Below are 18,378 nucleotides of genomic sequence, written 5' to 3' on the forward strand. Positions count from 1 at the left end.
TGCCCGGCCGTCATAGCATGAGGTTGCCGGGACGGCTGCTTCATCGTGGGATGCCATGAATTTCATTCTTTACTCGGACGTCAACGATCGCTCAATCAGTCAAAGTCTGGGGCGGCCGGAATACAGTTACTATTTCGTGCTCAAGGCCTATCGCCCGGTGCTGGAAAGCCTTGGTCAGGTGCATGTGGTGGCCTCGCCTGACGACGTCGATCCGTTGTATCTGCAACTGCGTCAGGCCGGTGAAGACTGCCTGTTCCTGTCGTTTGCGCCGCCGCACAAAACCCCGACCGGTCTGCAATGCCCGATGGTCTGCGTGATTGCCTGGGAGTACGACTCGATCCCCAGCGAATTCGCCGCCGGCGATGAACGCCAGGACTGGCGCCAAATGCTCGCGCGCCACGGCCGGGTAATCACCCTGTCCACCCATACCGCGCAGGCCATCCGCCGCAGTCTCGGTGCAGATTTCCCGGTACTGGTATTGCCCACGCCGCTATGGGAGCGCTTCGCTAACGTTCGCCAGAATTACCCCAGTGTTCCGGTAAACCCCGGCAGTACCTTGCAGATCAAGGGCTGCATCATCGACAGCCGCGCGTTGGGCCTGTCGGCCGATGGCTTGATCGCACCGATTCACAATGAACAGGAACTGGAGGTCCGTGGCCTCGCTGAACCAGCCGATGCGCTACCGCCCGAGCCGCAAGTCCAGCCCGAACTGACCCTGCAGCGAAGGCTTTTGATCAGCAAACATTATCTGCGCGAAGGCTACCGGGCGCTGACGACGCCTTCGGAGCACCGACCGCTGTTTCTGCTCAAGCACAACCTGTTGCAATGGTATCGCGAAGCGCTCAGTGATCTATTCACCGGGGCTGACCCGCAGGCGCTCGCCGCTGCGCCCGCACCTGCTGTCGATTGCTTGCCCGTCACGGTGGAACAAGCACAAGCGCAAGAGCAGACCGAACACCCGCAAGCCGTACTGCCCGACACCAACGCTCAGGTGCAGATCGACGTCAGCGGTGTGGTGTATGTCAGCGTGTTCAATCCAGAGGACGGGCGCAAGAACTGGCATCACTTGATCACGGCGTTCTGCTGGGCCATGCGCGATGTCGAAGACGCCACGCTGGTGCTGAAAATCACCCAGAACGACCTGTCGAGTTACTACGTTCATCTGATCACGTTGCTCTCGCAACTGTCGCCATTTGCCTGCCGGGTGGTGGTGATGCACGGCTATCTGGAGGACGAGGAGTTTGCCCGCCTGTATGGCGCCGCCAGTTTTTACGTCAACGCATCGCGCTGCGAAGGGTTGTGCCTGCCGTTGATGGAATTCATGTCCTGCGCCCGACCGGTAATCGCGCCTGACCACACCGCCATGGGCGATTACATCGACGAACGTGTCGGCTTCATCGTCAAATCGAGCCGCGAGCCGACCATCTGGCCGGAAGACGTGCGCATCCTCTATCGCACCCTGCGCCATCGTCCTGACTGGGGCTCATTGAAAGCCGCTTATGAAAACAGCTATGCCATGGCCAAACGGCAACCAGAGGCCTATCAGGCGATGGCGGCCGCTGCCAGTGAACGCATGCGTGAATATTGCGGTTTCGCTCCGGTGCAGCAGCGCGTAAAGACATTTTTCGACCAGCAGGCGACAAGTGAACTTACGCCCGTAGCAATCAAGAGCGGGGCGGCCTCATGCTGATCATCATTCATTCGGAAACCAACAAGAGCAACATCCAGCAGAACCTCGGGCGGCCCGAATACAGCTATTACTTTGTGCTCAAGGAGTTCCGCCCGGTGCTGGAGCGCATCGGTCAGGTGATCGAAGTCAGCAATCCTGACGAACTGGTCGACCGCTTGTATTTCGACTGCCAGAGCCGCGGCGAGGACTGCGTTTTTCTGTCGTTCTCGCCACCGCATCGCACGCCGATTCATTACGCATGCCCGACCATTCCAGTGTTCGCCTGGGAGTTCAGCACCATCCCCACCGAGAGCTGGCAGGGTGAACCACGGCATGACTGGAGGGTGGTCTTGCAGGCGTGCGGCCGGGCGATCACCCATTCGACGTTCACCGTCAACGCGGTGCGCGATGTGATGGGGGCCGACTATCCGGTGTGTGCGATTCCCGCGCCGGTGTGGGACCGTTTTGCCGCGCGCGGTGAAGCATTGCTCAAGCGCCCGGTGGTGCAGGGCGTGACGCTCAATCTGCGCGGTTTGCTGATCGACAGTCGCGAGACGGATCTGTGTCCATACGGCCCACCGGGGTCGTGCGAAGGCACGCCAATAGTGTTTGACGCACCGCCGCAGGATTGCCCGTTGCAATTGGACGGTGTGGTCTACACGTCGGTGTTCAACCCTTACGACGGACGCAAGAACTGGAAGGACATGATCAGTGCGTTCTGCACCACGTTTCGCGAGGTCAGCGATGCGACGCTGGTGCTGAAACTGACGCACCACGACATCGCCAATGCGCTGACCGACATGCTGCACCATCTGTACAAGAACCAGTTTTATCAATGCCGGATCGTGCTGATCCACGGCTATTTGGCCGATCCCGACTACGAGGCGCTGGTGCAGGCCACCAGTTATGTGGTCAACAGTTCCTATGGCGAAGGCCAGTGCTTGCCGCTGATGGAATTCATGTCCTGCGGTAAACCGGCGATTGCCCCGGTCAACACGGCGATGGCCGATTACGTCAGCGGCGACAACGCCTTTCTGGTCGATTTCACTGAAGAACTCACGGCTTGGCCGCACGACCCGCGCGCGGCCTACCGCACCCTGCGTTACATGACCGACTGGGATTCACTGTGCGTGGCCTATCGCGACAGCTACGCGGTGGCGAAAAACGATCCGCAGCGTTACGCCGCCATGTCCGCCGCAGCGGTGCAAAGCCTGCAACGCTTCTGCAGCCAGGCCAGCACCGAGCAGCGCTTGCGTGCTTTTCTCGAATCGCCGTTGCCCGCCGCCGCGCCGGTGCCTGCGCAAGCTTCCCTCGCATGATCAAGCGAATGCTCGCGCGATGGCTGCCGGCACCTGCCGCGCAACCTTCGGCTGAATCGCCGGCAACGCTGTCGCCGCGCGATGTCGGTTTGCACGACGCGGTGCTTGATGGCTGGTTCCTCAACGACAGCGGCGAGTTGCTCAAGGGCTTTGCGATCACTGCCGACGATTGCCTGCTCGATGTCGGTTGCGGTGAGGGTGTGGCGACGCTGTTCGCCGTACGCCAAGGCGCCTCGGTGATCTTCACTGACAGCGAACACGACAAGGTGCGTGACCTTGCGCTGCAGGTCGAGGCACACGGCGCAAAAGCCAGTCTTGGTCTGGTCAGCAACAGTTTGCCGTTGCCGCTGGCTGACGGCTGCGCGAGCAAAGTGGTGTGCATGGAAGTGCTGGAACACATCGCCGAACCCGAGCCGTTCATGGCCGAGCTGGTGCGCATGGGACGTCCTGGTGCGCAGTATCTGCTCAGCGTCCCGGCACCGGCCGGTGAACATCTGCAGAAAGGCATCGCCCCGGCCAGCTACTTCCAGTCACCCAACCATGTGCAGATTTTCAGCGCAGAGCGCTTCGCCGCGCTGGTGCAGGAGGCGGGTCTGGTGATCGAGCATCGTCAGGCCAGCGGCTTTTTCTGGGTAATGGGCATGATCTTTTTCTGGGCCGGCGAACGCGCCGCCGGGCGTGATCCGGGCGGCGCGGTGCGTGACCGCATCCAGCCGCCGTTCATGCCGTTGATGGAAAGCTGGGCGCGAACCTGGCAGGACTTGCTCACACAGCCTGGCGGACTGGCGATCAAACAGACCCTCGACAGCTTCCTGCCCAAGAGCCAGGTGATCATCGCTCGAAAGCCACTCGATGCCGGGGATGTGCCATGAGCGGCAAACGCATCATGGACATCGAAGTGCTGCGCGCCATCGCGGTTTTGGGCGTGCTGTTTCATCATTTGCAGGACAGCCTGTTTACCGATGTCGTGCCGCTGCTGGCCAAGATCCATGCCTGGGCGCAGCCGTGGTGGGGCGTCGACCTGTTTTTCGCCATTTCCGGTTTTGTCATCGCGCGCAGCCTGATCCCGGCCTTGCAAGGCTGCACCAGTCGCCAGCAATACTGGCAGCAGACGCGCAATTTCTGGCTGCGCCGGGCCTTTCGCTTGTTGCCGTCGGCCTGGCTATGGCTGGCGCTGATGTTGCTGGCGTGCCTGTTCGTCAACCGTTCGGGAGCGTTCGGTACGCTGTCAGCCAACTTGCAGGCGAGCCTCGCCGGGGTCTTTCAATACGCCAACTTTCGCTTCGCCGACAGCTTCTTCCGCTACGAATACGGCAGCAGTTTCGTCTACTGGAGTCTGGCGCTGGAGGAGCAGTTTTACCTGCTGTTTCCGCTGCTGATCGTGCTGTTTCGCAAGCGTCTGGTGTGGGTGTTGCTGGCGCTGGTCGCGGTGCAGATTTTTACGCTGCGCACGCCGTTGCTGATGGTGGTGCGTACCGACGCGCTGGCCCTCGGCGTGCTGCTGGCGATGTGGAGCGCGCAGCCAGGCTATCAGCGCTGGCGACCGGACATTCTGCGCCGGCCGTGGCTGGGGATTGGTGCGTTGATCGTGATCGCTGCGTTGCTGAGTTTCATGGCCACCGACCGCTTCACCTTCGCCTGGTATCGCATCGGTTCCATCGCCATTCTCAGCGCGGTTCTGGTGTGGATCGCCTCGTATGATCGCGACTATCTGATGCCGGCCGGCGTGCTGCAGCGCCTGCTGGGATGGATCGGCAGCCGTTCCTACGGCATCTATCTGATCCACATTCCGGCCTATCAACTGGTGCGAGAGCTGATCTTTCGTTTGCAAAGCGCCGGTCTGCCCAGCCCCGCCGGCCACCCGATACTGACGCTGTTGATCGCCTTTGGCCTCATCGGGCTGCTCAGTGAACTGAATTACCGTCTGGTCGAAATGCCCATGCGCAACCGCGGTGCCGCACTGGTGCGACGCCTCGGTACCGCGCGATCCGCCGTCCCTGCCACTGGAGCCACCTCATGTTGAGCCTGTTGAAAAAACTCACGGCGGCGACGCCAGCCCCGGCGTCGACGCAACCGGTTGCGCCAGCCGCCAGCAAAGTCGATCCGTACATGCTCGGCTTGTACGATGCCAAGCTCAGTGGCTGGTTCAACCAGGAAACCAACGAGCTGTTCAAAGGCTTCATGGTGTCTGCCGACGACACCTTGCTCGATGTCGGTTGTGGCGACGGCGGCAACGTGCATTTCTGCGGCATGCGCGGGGCGAAAATCATCATCGCTGACATTGATGCTGCCAAGGTCGAGGCGACCCGTCAGCGCCTGAGCGATACCCCGGCGCGGGACGTCGAATGCCATGTCACCGATTGCAACCCGCTGCCAATTGCCGATGCGACGGCCACGCGCGTGGTATCCACCGAGGTGATCGAACACGTCGACAACCCGGCGCAGTTTCTCGCCGAGCTGGTGCGCGTCGGTAAACCGGGTGCGTTGTACCTGTTGAGCGTGCCGCATCCCAGCTCTGAAGATCTGCAAAAAGACATCGCCGCGGCCGAGTATTTCCAGAAGCCCAACCACATCCGCATCCTCAGCGAAGAGCAGTTCAAGGCGCTGGTCAGCGACGCCGGGCTGGAGATCATCAGTCACAGCCAGTATGGTTTTTACTGGTCGATGTGGATGCTGCTGTTCTGGGAAGCCAAAGTCGACTTCAGCAATCCGGATCATCCGTTGCTCAATCACTGGGCCGAAACCTGGCAAGCGCTGCTGGATTCGCCGCGCGGCGCACAGATCAAGCAGGCACTGGATGCGGTCGTAGCGAAAAGCCAGGTGATCATCGCGCGCAAGCCCTGACCTACATTCCTGTAGGAGTGAGCCTGCTCGCGATAGCGTTGAGTCAGTCGAAACAGTTTTTAACTGACGCACCGCTATCGCGAGCAGGCTCGCTCCTACAGGGGTTTTGTGTAACCTTGCGGCCTCGTTTCCAAGGATCTGCAAGGTATGCGGCGTCTCGTCGGCTTTTGTATTTTGATGCTGCTGTGTGCCTGCAAACCGCAGGATGCGCCGCCCCTCGACCAGCAACTGTATGTCTGGCAACGCCAGTGGACACCTGCCCACGAGGCGGCGTTGCGTGACAGCCGCGCCGATTTTTCCACGCTGCGGGTGCTGGCGCTGCAAGCCTTTCCGAACGCAGGCTGGAGCCGGGCACGGGTCGATGTGCCATTGCTGGAGGCCGATGGCCGGGGATTGATCGCGGTGGTGCGCCTCGACGGCCAACTCAAGGCGCTGGATCAGGAGCAGGTCACCACGCAGATTCTGCAAGTGCTCGCCGATTGGCAGGCGCAAGGCCTGACAGTGAGCGGCATTGAAATCGACCACGACGCCGGTAGCGCGCGCTTGCCGGCCTACGCTGAATTCCTCAAACAGCTGCACTCGGCATTGCCGTCAACGTTGCCGCTGAGCATCACCGCGCTGCCGGCGTGGCTCGACAGTCCGCAACTGCCCGCGCTGCTGCAAACTGTCGACAGCAGCGTGCTGCAAGTGCATGCGGTCAGCGATCCTCGGCGCGGTCTGTTCGATCCCGAGCAGGCGCTGAAGTGGACCAGGGCCTGGGCCCGCATCACTGACAAGCCGTTCTATCTGGCACTGCCCGCCTATGGCGTGGCGTTATTGCCGGATGACGGTGGGGCACCGGTGGTGGAAAGCGAAGTACGACTGGAGCGGGGCGGTCAGCGTCGGGAACTGCTTGCCGATCCGCTGCAACTCAGCCGGCTCGGCCAAACATTACGCGATGATCCGCCGAAGCACTTGGCCGGGCTGATCTGGTTTCGCCTGCCGCTGGCCAATGATCGCCGCGCCTGGAGCCTGACCACGCTGGCGGCGGTTGCCCGTGGCGATCAACTGACCAGTCGGCTCGGCGTGACGTTCAACGAACACGCTGGCCTCTACGACATTCAGCTCGTCAACACGGGCAATCTCGACAGCGCCTGGCCTGCGCAAATTACCGTGAAGGCAAAAAACTGCGAGGGCGCCGATGCGCTCGCCGGTTACTCGTTGCAACAAAGTGCCGATCTGCTTACCTTCACCCGCCTGCGCGACGGCCGCTTGCCAGCGGGCGGACGACGCGCCATCGGTTGGGCGCGTTGCGCCATTATTGATCAAGGAGGTTCGCATGTTGTCCCGTAACTGGCCGCGTCATCTGCTTTGCCTGAGCCTCAGCCTGCCGCTGGGTTCGGCGCTGGCGTGCGGGCCGGATTTTCCGATGCGCCTGCTCGACGATCGCGGCCAGACCCTTGCCGATCTGCCTGAAGGCAACTTCAATTTCGAGCTCAGTCGTCTGGGTAAAACCATCGCCGGGCTGAAGAACGCGACCGCGATCACGCACAATCCCAACGATCTGTACGGCGAAGAAAACGCTGCCGCCATCGCTCGCGAACAAGCCGAGCAGACGGGCCTGAGCGCCGAGCAGCAAGCCTTGGTCAAACGACTGCGCGGGCTGACCGATGCGCATCAGGTCGAAGCGCAGGGCGCCAGTCTGCCCGAGGAAATCCGATGGTACGTTGCCGGCGCCGTAGCCTTTGCGACCGGTGATCACCAACAGGCAATCGAATACTTCAACAAAGTGCTAGCGCTGCCGGCCGATCAGCGTCCGCTGCGCAGCACCTGGGCGGCGTATTCGCTGGGCCGCACATGGCTGGCGGCGAGCGCCGAGGCCACTGATGCGATCTCCGCACTGGAGCAGGCACGCGCAGCGTACCGCCAGACACGGCAGTTGAGCATCGATGGCTTCAGCGATCCGCTGGAACTGGGCGTGGCCAGCCTTGGCGAAGAGGCGCGGGTGTTGCGCGGCGCCGGTGACTGGAGCGGCGCCATCGAACTGTATGAAGCGCAGAACCTGCACGGTTCGGCGGTGGGCTACACCTCGCTCAAGCAAGTGATGAACGAATTGGCGGAGCTGCCCGAAGATCAACTGGCAAAACTGCTTGAGCATAAAACGGTGCAGCAACTGGTCACGGCGTCGCTGGTCAGCCGCCAGGGCTGGTCATTCGGTGATCAGCCGCCGAACGAAAAGAAACTGGTGAAGCTGCTGCAAAACAGCACCCGTGGCAGCCTCGACAATGCTGATCGTCTGGCGGCGATCAGTTATCAACAGGGGGATTACGCGAGCGCCAAAGCCTTTCTGAAAAATGCTGGAGACGGCGGAATGGCCTGGTGGTTGCGGGCCAAACTGGCCGTGCGTGACGGCGACAAGAATGCCGCTGCGGCGGCGTATTCCAAAGCCGCGCAAGCCTTTCCGCAGACTGAGGACTGGGGTTACCGACGCACACCGGACTGGGCCTATGAAACCGTGCAGCCGAAGTGCCGGGTCGAGGGCGAGAGCGCGATTCTCGCCTTGCAACGCGGTGAGTACCTGCAAGCGTTCGTGCAGTTGTATCGCAGCAACAACGTCTATTGGTTTGACGCCGCGACCGTGGCCGAGCGCGTGCTGACGGTCGATGAGCTAAAACGCTACGTCGACGAAAACGTCCCTGCGCCGCCAGCGCTGACCCCGCAGGAGCGCGACAACTATGTGCCGCTGCCGGTGGCGGCCAGCCTGCGCAATCTGCTCGGTCGGCGCCTGCTGCGCGAAGGCCATTATCAGGAGGCGGTGGCTTATTTCGACAACCCAGACCTGCAAAACAAGGCGCGTCTTTACGGCGAACAACGCCTGAAGGCCGACTCCGCGTGGTGGCCGACCAAGCGCGCGAGTGCCTTGTACAACGCCGCGTGGACGGCCCGCGAATGGGGCATGGACATTCTCGGCTACGAAATGGCCCCGGATTACGCCACGTTCGGCGGCAATTACAGCCTGGAAAGCGCCGAGCTGAAGGTCGGCCCGCTGGTGTCCGAGGCGGAAGTGCAACGCCAGCAGGCCAGCGCCGCGCAGCCGGATCAGCGTTACCACTATCGATTTGTCGCCACCGAACTGGCCGGTCGCGCCGCCGATAACCTGCCGCATACCAGTCAGGCCTTTGCCGCGGTGTTGTGCAATGCGGCCGGCTGGAACAGCAGCCTGCAAGACCAGAGCGCGTTGTATCAGCGTTACGTCAAGCAAGGACCGTTCGTACCGTGGGCGGTGGATTTCGGCAATCAATGTCCGTACCCGGATTTCGAAAACGCCGACAAGCGTTACGTGACTCAAGTCACCGATGCAGTGCGATCGTCGCTGCGGCCGTACAAGTGGCCGGTGCAGATCGGCGCGCTGGCGCTGCTGGTCGCTGCGGCGTTGCTGCTGATCAGCCGTCGCCGGCGCAAGGCGGGCTAAGGCTAGGCCTGCTGGACAAAGGTCAGACGCACGGCGAAGCCGATCAACAGGCTGCCGAACAACCACTGCTGCACGCGCTGGGCCGTTGGATGATGTTGCAACCAACGACCCAGCGCGACGCCGGCCAGGGCATATGCGCTGTCGAACATAAAGCCGATGCCGACCAGCAATCCGCCGAGCACGGCGAACTGGCTGAGCACCAGCGTACCGTCATTGACGATGAATTGCGGCAACAGCACCGAGCAGAACAGCAACGCCTTGGGGTTGAGCAGGTTGGTCAGCAGGCCTCGGCGAATGGCCGTGCGCCATTGCCTGTGGCTGTTGCTGACGGCTTCAGCGTTCAGCGGCGGCAACAATGTGCTGCGCAGGCAGTGCAGGCCGATCCATAGCAGATACGCCGCGCCAGCCAGGCGCACCACCTCGAAGGTCCACGGTGCTGCCTTGAATAACGCCGCCAGTCCCAACGCGGCGAGCGCTACATGGCAAGCGCGAGCGATGCCCAGACCGATGGCGGTGGCCAGTGCCGGGCCGCGACCCTGACGGGCGCCGGTCTGCAACAGCAGGATCATGTCCGGGCCAGGCAATAAAAGCACCACGGCCAATGCTAGGAAAAACAGCCAGAGATTGGTCATGTTTGCAGCCCTTGTGCAGCGGATTCGGTGGGCCAATTCTAGGGCCGAAAGCGGGCGCAGGTGCTTGCGTAGTCAGCTTCAAAAGCGCTCGATTTTGGCATAACCTGCTGGCTTTCCACGTCCAGACCATCGGAATCTGCCAACCATGAAACTCGACGCTTTCGATCGCAAGATTCTCGCCGCGCTGCAACGCAACGGCCGCTTGAGCAATGTCGAGTTGGCGGAGGAAATCGGCCTGTCGGCCTCGCCGTGCCTGCGCCGCGTGCGCATGCTGGAAGAGGCGGGGGTGATTCGCGGTTATCAGGCCAACCTCGATCGCGATGAAGTCGGACTGGGGCTGACGGTGTTTGTCGGGGTCAAGGTCGAGCGGCACAACGAAGAACGGGCCAATGCGTTCTACGCCGCCGTTACCGCATTGCCGGAGGTGATTTCAGCGTTTCTGGTGTCGGGCGAGTCGGATTTTCTGCTGCAAGTGGTGGTGCCGGACCTGCGTGCCTATGACCGTTTTGTCAGCAGTCATCTGCTGAAACTGCCGGGAGTCAGCGACATTCGCAGCAACTTCGCCATTCACACGGTGAAGACGCCCGGGCCTTTGCCGCTGGGGCATCTGCCGGCCTGAGAACGGGGTGCCTTCATCGCTAGCAGTGCTAGCTCCCACACCATCCATTGTGGGAGCCAGCCTGCTGGCGATGGCGACAGCCGTTCGACGCTTACATCTGCGTGGCCATCCCTTCGACATTCATTGCCGCCTGGCGTAATGCCTCGGAACGTGTCGGATGCGGGTGACAGGTTAGGGCAATGTCTTCAGCCGAGGCGCTGAACTCCATCGCTACGCAAAATTCACCAATCATCTCGCTGACACTCGGGCCGACCAGATGCACGCCGAGCACTTCATCGGTGCGCTCGTCGGCGAGGACTTTGGCAAAGCCCTCGGTTTCGTGATTGATCTTCGCCCGGCTGTTGGCGGTGAAGGGAAATTTGCCGACCTTGTAGGCGCGACCTTCAGCTTTCAGTTGCTCCTCGGTCTTGCCGACGCTGGCCAGTTCCGGTTTGGTGTAGATCACGTTGGGGATCAGCTCGTAATTGACCTCGCCGGCCTTGCCAAGGATCTGCTCGACACAAGCCATGGCTTCGTCTTCGGCCTTGTGCGCAAGCATCGGCCCGGATGTCACGTCGCCGATTACCCAGACACCGGGGGCTTCGGTGCGGTGTTGTTTGTTGGTGAGCATGCCGCGCTTGTCAGTACTCAGGCCGACATTTTCCAGCCCCAGACCTGCGGTGTAAGGACGGCGACCGATGGCCACCAGCACGTAATCGGCGTCCAGTGACTCGGCGCTGCCGCCCGCGGCGGGCTCAATGTTGAGTTGCACGCCGCTGGCAGAGGACGTAGCGCCGGTGACTTTCGAACTCAGTTTGAAGTTGATGCCCTGTTTGCCCAGCGCGCGCTGTAAGGTTTTACCCGCCTCCGCGTCGACACCGGGGCAGATGCGGTCGAGGTATTCGATCACCGTCACCTGCGCGCCTAGCCGTCGCCAGACCGAGCCAAGCTCCAGGCCGATCACGCCGGCACCGATGACCACCAGATGACGGGGCACTTCGCTCAGGGTCAGCGCACCGGTGGAATCGAGGATGCGCTGGTTGTCGATCTCGACGCCGGGCAGGGGAGTGGGCTCTGAACCGGTGGCGATGATGATGTCTTTCGCGGTCAGTTCGACCTTGTTGCCCTGAGTGTCGGTCACGCTGACTTTGCCGGGGCCATCGATGTGGCCCCAGCCCTTGATCCAGTCGACTTTGTTTTTGCGGAACAGAAACTCGATGCCCTTGGTCAGGCCAGCGACGCTTTCGTCTTTCTGTTTCATCATCTGCGCCAGATTCAGCGTCGGTTTGACCTCGATGCCGAGGTTGGCGAATTCCGTACCCATCGCAGCGTCGTACAGTTCCGAGGCATGCAGCAAGGCCTTGGAGGGCATGCAGCCAACGTTCAGGCAGGTGCCGCCGAGCGTTGCGCGCCCTTCCACGCAAGCGGCCTTGAGGCCCAACTGACCGGCGCGGATCGCGGCGTTATAGCCACCGGGGCCGCCGCCCAGAATCACCACGTCATAGTTGCTCATGCGCTTGCTCCTGCTCGATGGATGCGGATCGTTGACGTTAGTCATCAATTAAAATTACGAGCGTAATATGTGCGCGTTCAGACATTTCGGTCAAGGCTTCAGGCAAGCGACAGGTCTGGCATCTTTGAATAAGCGCAATTGTGGACGAATATTTCACGCTTTTCGTTATATCGTAACGACACGAACGCGGGCCAATCAGTTTGGGGTGATATGCAAGTCGATCTGCAGGTTGAGGGCACGCAAGTGGCCGGACTGCCACGGTTCCAGCAGGCAGCCATTCAGGGCCGACGGCTACGACGTTGGGCGCTGGGGCTTGGTGGGTTGGCAGGGGCGGGCGTGGTGCTGGCGCTGTTTGTCGGGTTGTTCGCGCCGCAGTCCTCGTGGCAACCGTTATTGCTCAATCAAAGTGCCGCGTTGCTGGTGTTGGTCGCGGGGTTGCAATCGGCGTGGTGGCTGACGCAATGGCGTGCACGAGCGATCAATCCAACGCCCTCGACTGCGCTTGCAGACGAAGAAGTTTCACCAGCAGATGGCTGGTACGAACGATTGCTCGATCGCCTGAGCCAGCGCGGCCTGCATCTGCTCGGCCAGATTGGCGCAGCGACGTTGTGGCTGGCCAGCTGGGCGTTGCTGACGCTGCTCAGCGTTGAACAAGCGTGGAACCTGACATTGCCGAGCGCGGCGATGGGCCTGTCCGCCACCGTGGCAGCAGCGCTGGGGTTGCTGTTGGCGTTCGGTTTGCTGGTGTTCGAACGGCAACTGGCCCAGGAGAACCCGGCACAATGGCCGGAAGCGGGGTCGTTGGCGCAACTGACGCGGGTGGCGATCATCACGCTGATATTGAGCGCGCTGTGTTTGTTGTTCGCGGGCGAAAATGCGGTCTGGCCGGTGCGTGTCGCCGTGCTGATCGGGCTCTTGCCGGGCCTGGTCGCGGTGGAATTTTTATTGCGTGCCATGCTTTCGCTGTTCAGCCCGCGCCGCGAGCAGCTCGAACCGACGCTGCTGGGGCGCAGCTTTGTCGCCGACATGCTGCGCTGGCCACCGCAACCGTTGCTCGCCTTGCAGCACGAATTGCACAACCGTTTTGGCATCGATCTTCGGCAGATCTGGGCGTTCAGTTTCATGCGCCGGGCATTGTTGCCGGTGTTGGCGCTGGTGGCGGTGGTGGGTTGGCTGCTCACCGGCATTCATGAAATTCCCTTGCAGGGCCGGGGTATCTACGAACGTTTCGGCAAACCGGTGCAGGTGTTCGGCCCCGGTTTACAGGTGGGGTTGCCTTGGCCGCTGGGGCGCGTGTTGAGCGTTGAAAACGGCGTGGTTCATGAACTGGCAACCAGCGTCGGCGAGAACCCGGCGGCACCGCTGCAAGCCGACCCTGCCGAAGGTCCGGCACCGGCGACAGCCAACCGCTTGTGGGACGCCAGTCACGTCAATGACAAGTCGCAAGTTATCGCCAGCCGTCGCGGTGAGCAGCAGAGCTTCCAGATCGTCAACATGGACGTGCGTTTCGTCTATCGCATCGGCCTGAGCGATCAGGCCGCGCTGGCCGCGACTTACAACGCTGCCGATGTGCCGACGCTGATTCGCAGCACCGCCAGCCGGATTCTGGTGCACGACTTCGCCTCGCGTACGCTGGACGGTTTGCTCGGTGAGGACCGCGTCGACCTGGCCGAGGAAATCGGTCGCGCGGTGCAAAGCGATCTGGATTCACTCAACAGCGGCGTGGAAATTCTGGCCACGGTGGTCGAAGCGATACATCCGCCGGCCGGTGCAGCCAATGCCTATCACCGCGTGCAAGCCGCACAGATCGGCGCGCAGGCGTTGATTGCCCGCGAGCGGGGTGCCGCCGCCGAAGCAAGCAACCAGGCGCAATTGCAGGCCAGTCTGGCGCGCGATCTAGCTATCGCCAACGCGCGGGAAACCAGTGCCACAGCGCAGGCAGCGGATTCGAAATTCAGCGCCGAACAAAAGGCCTTCGCGAATGCCGGTCAAGCCTTTGTGCTCGAGCAATATCTCGGTCAGCTCAGCCAAGGCTTGAGCAAAGCGCGGCTGCTGATCCTAGACCACCGATTGGGCGGCACTGCCAACGCGCCGACCATCGATCTGCGCAATTTCACGCTGCCGGCTGACTCGACGCCCGCGCGCACCAACGCTCAGCCAGGAGTTGCCCATTGAGCCAGTCGCCTACTCACGATTCGCATGACCACAGCGGCCACGATCACGGCCATGGCGGGCATCACCACCCTCACGGGCATCACCATCACCACCACGGTGCGCCGCAAGAAGCCGGGCCGTTTCCGTGGCGGCGCATGGGCTGGGCAGCGTTGCTGGTCGCGTTTGCAGTTGCAGCGGCGAGCCTGGTGCAAGTGCGCTCCGGCGAAGCCACAGTCATCACACGCTTCGGCAATCCAGCGCGAGTGTTGCTGGATCCGGGCCTGAGCTGGCGTTGGCCGGCGCCATTCGAGGCGGCCATTCCGGTGGATCTGCGCTTGCGTACCACTTCCAGCGGTTTGCAGGATGTCGGTACCCGCGACGGCTTGCGCATCATTGTTCAGGCTTACGTGGCGTGGCAGGTGCAGGGCGACGCGGACAATGTGCAGCGTTTCATGCGCGCCGTGCAAAACCAGCCGGACGAAGCCGCACGGCAGATTCGCACCTTTGTCGGCTCGGCGCTGGAAACCACCGCCAGCAGCTTTGACCTGGCGAGTCTGGTCAACACCGATGCCAGCCAGGTGCGCATCGCCGATTTCGAGGCGCAGTTGCGCCAACAGATCGATCAGCAGCTACTCGCTACTTACGGCGTGCGCGTCGTGCAAGTCGGCATCGAGCGCCTGACCTTGCCGTCGGTCACGCTCACGGCCACCGTCGATCGCATGCGTGCGGAACGTGAAACGATTGCCACCGAACGCACGGCGATCGGTAAGCGTGAAGCCGCCCAAATCCGTTCCGCCGCCGAACGCGACGCACGCATCGTGCAGGCTGATGCGACGGTGAAAGCCGCCGACATCGAAGCGCAATCCCGCGTCGAAGCAGCGCAGATTTATGGCCGCGCCTACGCCAGTTCACCGCAGCTCTACAATTTGCTGCGCTCGCTCGACACCCTTGGCACCATCGTCACGCCAGAAACCAAACTGATTTTGCGGACCGATGCTGCGCCGTTTCGCGTGTTGGTCGACGGGCCGCCAGCACTCGACAATAAAGCCGGATTACAGCCATGACTGATGACGTTCCACGTGGAACACAAACATTGAACAGTCCATGGATTCAGGCTGGACGCCTGGCATTTCTTGCCTTGTACGCGGTGACGGTGCTGGCCGCGCTGGCTTGGGCATTTTCCAATGTGCGGCAGATCGACCCGCAGAATCGCGCGGTGGTCTTGCATTTCGGTGCGCTGGATCGCGTTCAGAACGCCGGCCTGCTCTTGGCCTGGCCACAGCCGTTCGAACAGGTGATTCTGCTGCCGGCAGCGGATCGGGTGATCGAACGGCGCGTGGAAAACCTGTTGCGCAGCGATGAGGCGCTAAGGGCAGATCGGGTCGCTTCGTTTGCCACGCCGTTGAGTGATGCGCTGGCGGGCTCGGGTTATTTATTGACCGGTGATGCCGGTGTGGTGCAACTGGACGTGCGGGTGTTTTACAAAGTCAGCGACCCGTACGATTTCGTTGTGCAAGGCAATCATGTCTTGCCGGCTCTGGATCGGTTGGTGACGCGCAGTGCGCTGGCACTGACCGCCGCGCGTGATCTGGATACCATTCTGGTTGCACGTCCGGAGCTCATCGGTGCGGACAGTCAGGCCGCCGAGCGCCGTGAGCGGTTGCGCGGTGATCTGGTCAAAGCGATCAATCAGCGCCTGGCTGAACTGAAAGCGGGCGGGCAGGGCATTGGTGTCGAAGTGGCGCGGGTCGATGTGCAATCGAGTCTGCCCGAGCCTGCGGTGAGCGCTTTCAATGCGGTCCTGACCGCCAGCCAGCAAGCTGACAAAGCTGTCGCCAACGCGCGCACCGAGGCGGAAAAACTCACCCAGGCCGCCAACGAACAAGCCGACCGCACGCTGCAGATTGCCCACGCCCAGGCCGGCGAGCGCTTGGCCAAAGCGTCGGCAGATACCGCCACGGTTGCGAGTCTGGCCAAGGGTGCCGACCCGCAGTTGCTCTTGCGTCTGTACCGCGAGCGCATGCCGAAGATTCTCGGCCAGGCCGGCTCGGTGACCACGGTCAATCCGAAAGACGATTCCCGCCTGATCATTCAGGGAGCCAGCCAATGACTGCGACCACCGCCACGCCGAGCCTGTTGTCCTCGACCGAACAACGCCGCGCCGCACGGCAACTGACCCTGGCCATGCTTGCGCTCGGTTTGCTCGGGCTCGGCCTGATCTGGCGTTGGTGGCTGCCGGAGCAAACCGGGGTCAGCCAATTGCTGCTGGGCTTTGCCTCGTTAATGGTCGGGGTGTCGGTGATGCGCTCGGCGTGGTACAGCCTGCGCTCTCCGAGTCTGCATGGCATTACCGATCAGTTGATTGCGCTGGCCATGCTCGGTGCTTGGGCAACCGGCGATCTGCTCACGGCGGCGTTGTTGCCGATTATCATGATCTTTGGCCATGTGCTGGAGGAACGCAGTGTCATTGGTTCGCAGGAAGCGATTGACGCCCTCGGGCAACTGACACGTAGCCACGCGCGCAAAATCCAGGCGGACGGCTCGGTCATCGAAGTCGACAACGGCACCCTCAAGCCGGGCGATACCGTCGAGGTACGGGCCGGTGATCGCGTGCCAGCGGATGGTCGGGTTCTCTCCGGTCAGGCCAGTCTCAATACCGCGTCGATCACTGGCGAATCAGTGCCGGTCGAGGCGGGCGTCGGCATGACTGTGTTTGGCGGCGCGATCAACCTCGACGGCTTACTGCGTATCGAAGTGACGCGCACCGGTGACGAGTCGACCTTGGGCAAAGTCATCGCACTGATGCAGAACGCCGAACGCTCGAAACCGCCGATCACCCGACTGCTCGAACGTTACGCCGGCAGCTACATGATCCTGGTATTGCTGCTGGCCGCTGTGACCTGGTTTATCACCAACGATGCGCAAGCGATGCTTGCAGTGCTGGTTGCCGCTTGCCCGTGCGCATTGGTGTTGTCGGCACCCGCCACAGCGATTGCCGGTGTGGCAGTCGCGGCGCGTCACGGCATATTGATCCGTAGCTCGGCTTTCCTTGAGGAGCTGGCGGATCTGACGTCCTTGGTGGTCGACAAGACCGGGACGCTGACCTACGGCACCTTGCGTCTGCAATCGATCACCGGCGCAGCAGCGGATCACGCGGCGGCGAAGACCTTGGCGGCCAGCCTCGGCGCAGCCAGCAGTCATCCGGTCAGCCGCGCCTTGGCCGGCCTCGTCAGTGCGCGAGACTATCTGCCTTTGAGCGAGATTCAGGAGCGGCAGGGGCTCGGCGTTGTTGCCATGACCGCGCAGGGCGAAGCGGCACTCGGGCGCCCGGAGCTGTTTGCGCAGTTGGACATCAGTACCACGTCCGTCCCAGAGCATGATGGGCCGATTGCCGGGTTGGCCTCGAACGGTGAGTTTCTCGCCTGGCTGCTGTTGGCCGACAGCGTGAAACCGGAGGCACGCTTTGCCCTTAGTGAATTGCGTGAGTTGGGCCTCGGCCGGCAGCTATTGTTGACCGGCGATCGTCAGAGCGTCGCGAACTCGCTGGCACAGGATGTCGGCTTGCACGAGGTCGAGGCGCAGGCCTTGCCGGAAGACAAGCTCAATCGTGTGCTCAAGGAAATCGACAGCGGCTTCCGGCCAATGGTGGTTGGCGACGGTATCAACGACTCGCTCGCACTCAAGGCTGGTGTGGTTGGCGTTGCAATGGGCGCGGGCGGCGCGGACATCGCGCTGGCCTCGGCCGATATCGTGCTGATCGGCAGCGACCTGCGCCGGCTCGGCACCTGCGTGCGACTCAGCCGCCAGTGCCGCAAGACCTTGCAGGTCAACGTGATCATCGGGCTGGGCTGGACGCTGGCAATCGTCGTCTTCGCGGCATTTGGCTGGCTTGGTGCAGCCGGGGCGATGATTGCTGCACTGCTGCACAACCTCAGTACCTTACTGGTGCTCGGTAATGCCGGGCGCTTGCTGCGGTTTCAGGAACCGCTGGCGAAAATAGATGATGAGCTTCGAAACGATTTGTAACGAACTGCCGGCCAAGTTAGCAGTCATTGGTAGAGAGGGCGCTCCATTTCAAGCCGCCATCGGCTGGAAGACGTGGGTGCAGGATGGCCTGATGGAGCGTCTGCGACGATAGCTTCGGCTAATCAATTCGATAGCCTGCTATTTTTCCGCGATGGTCTACCCTCAGATCTGA

Annotated in this window: 14 protein-coding genes; 12 read left to right on the top strand and 2 right to left on the bottom strand. The window is 62.0% G+C overall.

Translation table 11 applies throughout. From position 1 onward, the window contains the following. Positions 1-55 precede the first annotated feature (55 nt). The 7 genes from J3P75_RS00420 (at position 56) to J3P75_RS00450 (ending at position 9,283) form a co-directional block, all read left to right on the top strand. Positions 56-1,690 (top strand): glycosyltransferase, encoded by a 1,635-nt coding sequence (locus J3P75_RS00420; RefSeq protein ID WP_434708946.1) that lies wholly within the window; start codon positions 56-58, stop codon positions 1,688-1,690. After that, positions 1,684-2,988 (top strand): glycosyltransferase, encoded by a 1,305-nt coding sequence (locus J3P75_RS00425; RefSeq protein ID WP_434708947.1) that lies wholly within the window; start codon positions 1,684-1,686, stop codon positions 2,986-2,988. Before J3P75_RS00420 ends, J3P75_RS00425 begins: the two co-directional genes overlap by 7 nt. Further along, entirely contained in the window at positions 2,985-3,860 is an 876-nt protein-coding gene (locus J3P75_RS00430; RefSeq protein ID WP_434708948.1) for a class I SAM-dependent methyltransferase, read from the top strand. Before J3P75_RS00425 ends, J3P75_RS00430 begins: the two co-directional genes overlap by 4 nt. Beyond that, complete coding sequence (locus J3P75_RS00435) at positions 3,857-5,011, top strand: acyltransferase family protein (protein WP_434708949.1); 1,155 nt, start codon at positions 3,857-3,859, stop codon at positions 5,009-5,011. Before J3P75_RS00430 ends, J3P75_RS00435 begins: the two co-directional genes overlap by 4 nt. After that, positions 5,005-5,832, top strand: a complete 828-nt coding sequence (locus J3P75_RS00440; protein ID WP_434708950.1) for a class I SAM-dependent methyltransferase — start codon at positions 5,005-5,007, stop codon at positions 5,830-5,832. The genes J3P75_RS00435 and J3P75_RS00440 overlap by 7 nt, the downstream gene beginning before the upstream one ends. A 147-nt stretch (positions 5,833-5,979) precedes the next feature. After that, a complete protein-coding gene (locus tag J3P75_RS00445; RefSeq protein ID WP_434708951.1) occupies positions 5,980-7,164 on the top strand; it encodes a DUF3142 domain-containing protein in 1,185 nt (394 codons plus the stop codon). Beyond that, a complete protein-coding gene (locus tag J3P75_RS00450) occupies positions 7,151-9,283 on the top strand; it encodes a hypothetical protein (protein WP_434708952.1) in 2,133 nt (710 codons plus the stop codon). Before J3P75_RS00445 ends, J3P75_RS00450 begins: the two co-directional genes overlap by 14 nt. Positions 9,284-9,285: 2 nt before the next feature. Here the strand turns inward: J3P75_RS00450 and J3P75_RS00455 are convergent, their stop codons facing one another. Beyond that, complete coding sequence (locus J3P75_RS00455) at positions 9,286-9,915, bottom strand: LysE family translocator (protein WP_434708953.1); 630 nt, start codon at positions 9,913-9,915, stop codon at positions 9,286-9,288. A 145-nt stretch (positions 9,916-10,060) separates the two neighbouring features. Between J3P75_RS00455 and J3P75_RS00460 the strand changes: the two genes are divergently transcribed. After that, complete coding sequence (locus J3P75_RS00460) at positions 10,061-10,534, top strand: Lrp/AsnC family transcriptional regulator (protein ID WP_090287752.1); 474 nt, start codon at positions 10,061-10,063, stop codon at positions 10,532-10,534. A gap of 91 nt (positions 10,535-10,625) precedes the next feature. On the opposite strand, the gene lpdA is transcribed toward J3P75_RS00460, so the two are convergent. Beyond that, entirely contained in the window at positions 10,626-12,026 is a 1,401-nt protein-coding gene (gene lpdA, locus J3P75_RS00465; protein ID WP_434708954.1) for a dihydrolipoyl dehydrogenase, read from the bottom strand. A 210-nt stretch (positions 12,027-12,236) separates the two neighbouring features. Here lpdA and hflK (J3P75_RS00470) point away from each other — a divergent pair, with 210 nt between their 5' ends. Genes hflK (J3P75_RS00470) through J3P75_RS00485 form a run of 4 tightly spaced genes read left to right on the top strand, consistent with a single transcriptional unit; the run spans position 12,237 to position 18,206 of the window. After that, positions 12,237-14,201 (top strand): protease modulator HflK, encoded by a 1,965-nt coding sequence (gene hflK / locus J3P75_RS00470; RefSeq protein ID WP_434708955.1) that lies wholly within the window; start codon positions 12,237-12,239, stop codon positions 14,199-14,201. Then, positions 14,198-15,244, top strand: a complete 1,047-nt coding sequence (gene hflC / locus J3P75_RS00475) for a protease modulator HflC (protein WP_434708956.1) — start codon at positions 14,198-14,200, stop codon at positions 15,242-15,244. Before hflK (J3P75_RS00470) ends, hflC begins: the two co-directional genes overlap by 4 nt. Then, positions 15,241-16,290, top strand: coding sequence for a protease modulator HflK (gene hflK, locus J3P75_RS00480; protein ID WP_434708957.1), 1,050 nt, complete (start codon positions 15,241-15,243; stop codon positions 16,288-16,290). The genes hflC and hflK (J3P75_RS00480) overlap by 4 nt, the downstream gene beginning before the upstream one ends. Then, positions 16,287-18,206: a cation-translocating P-type ATPase gene (locus tag J3P75_RS00485; protein ID WP_434708958.1), complete on the top strand. Its 1,920-nt coding sequence runs from the start codon at positions 16,287-16,289 to the stop codon at positions 18,204-18,206. The genes hflK (J3P75_RS00480) and J3P75_RS00485 overlap by 4 nt, the downstream gene beginning before the upstream one ends. Positions 18,207-18,378 lie beyond the last annotated feature (172 nt).

Origin of the sequence: Pseudomonas sp. R1-1, from assembly GCF_051132135.1 — a bacterium.
In the GTDB taxonomy this organism is placed as follows: domain Bacteria; phylum Pseudomonadota; class Gammaproteobacteria; order Pseudomonadales; family Pseudomonadaceae; genus Aquipseudomonas.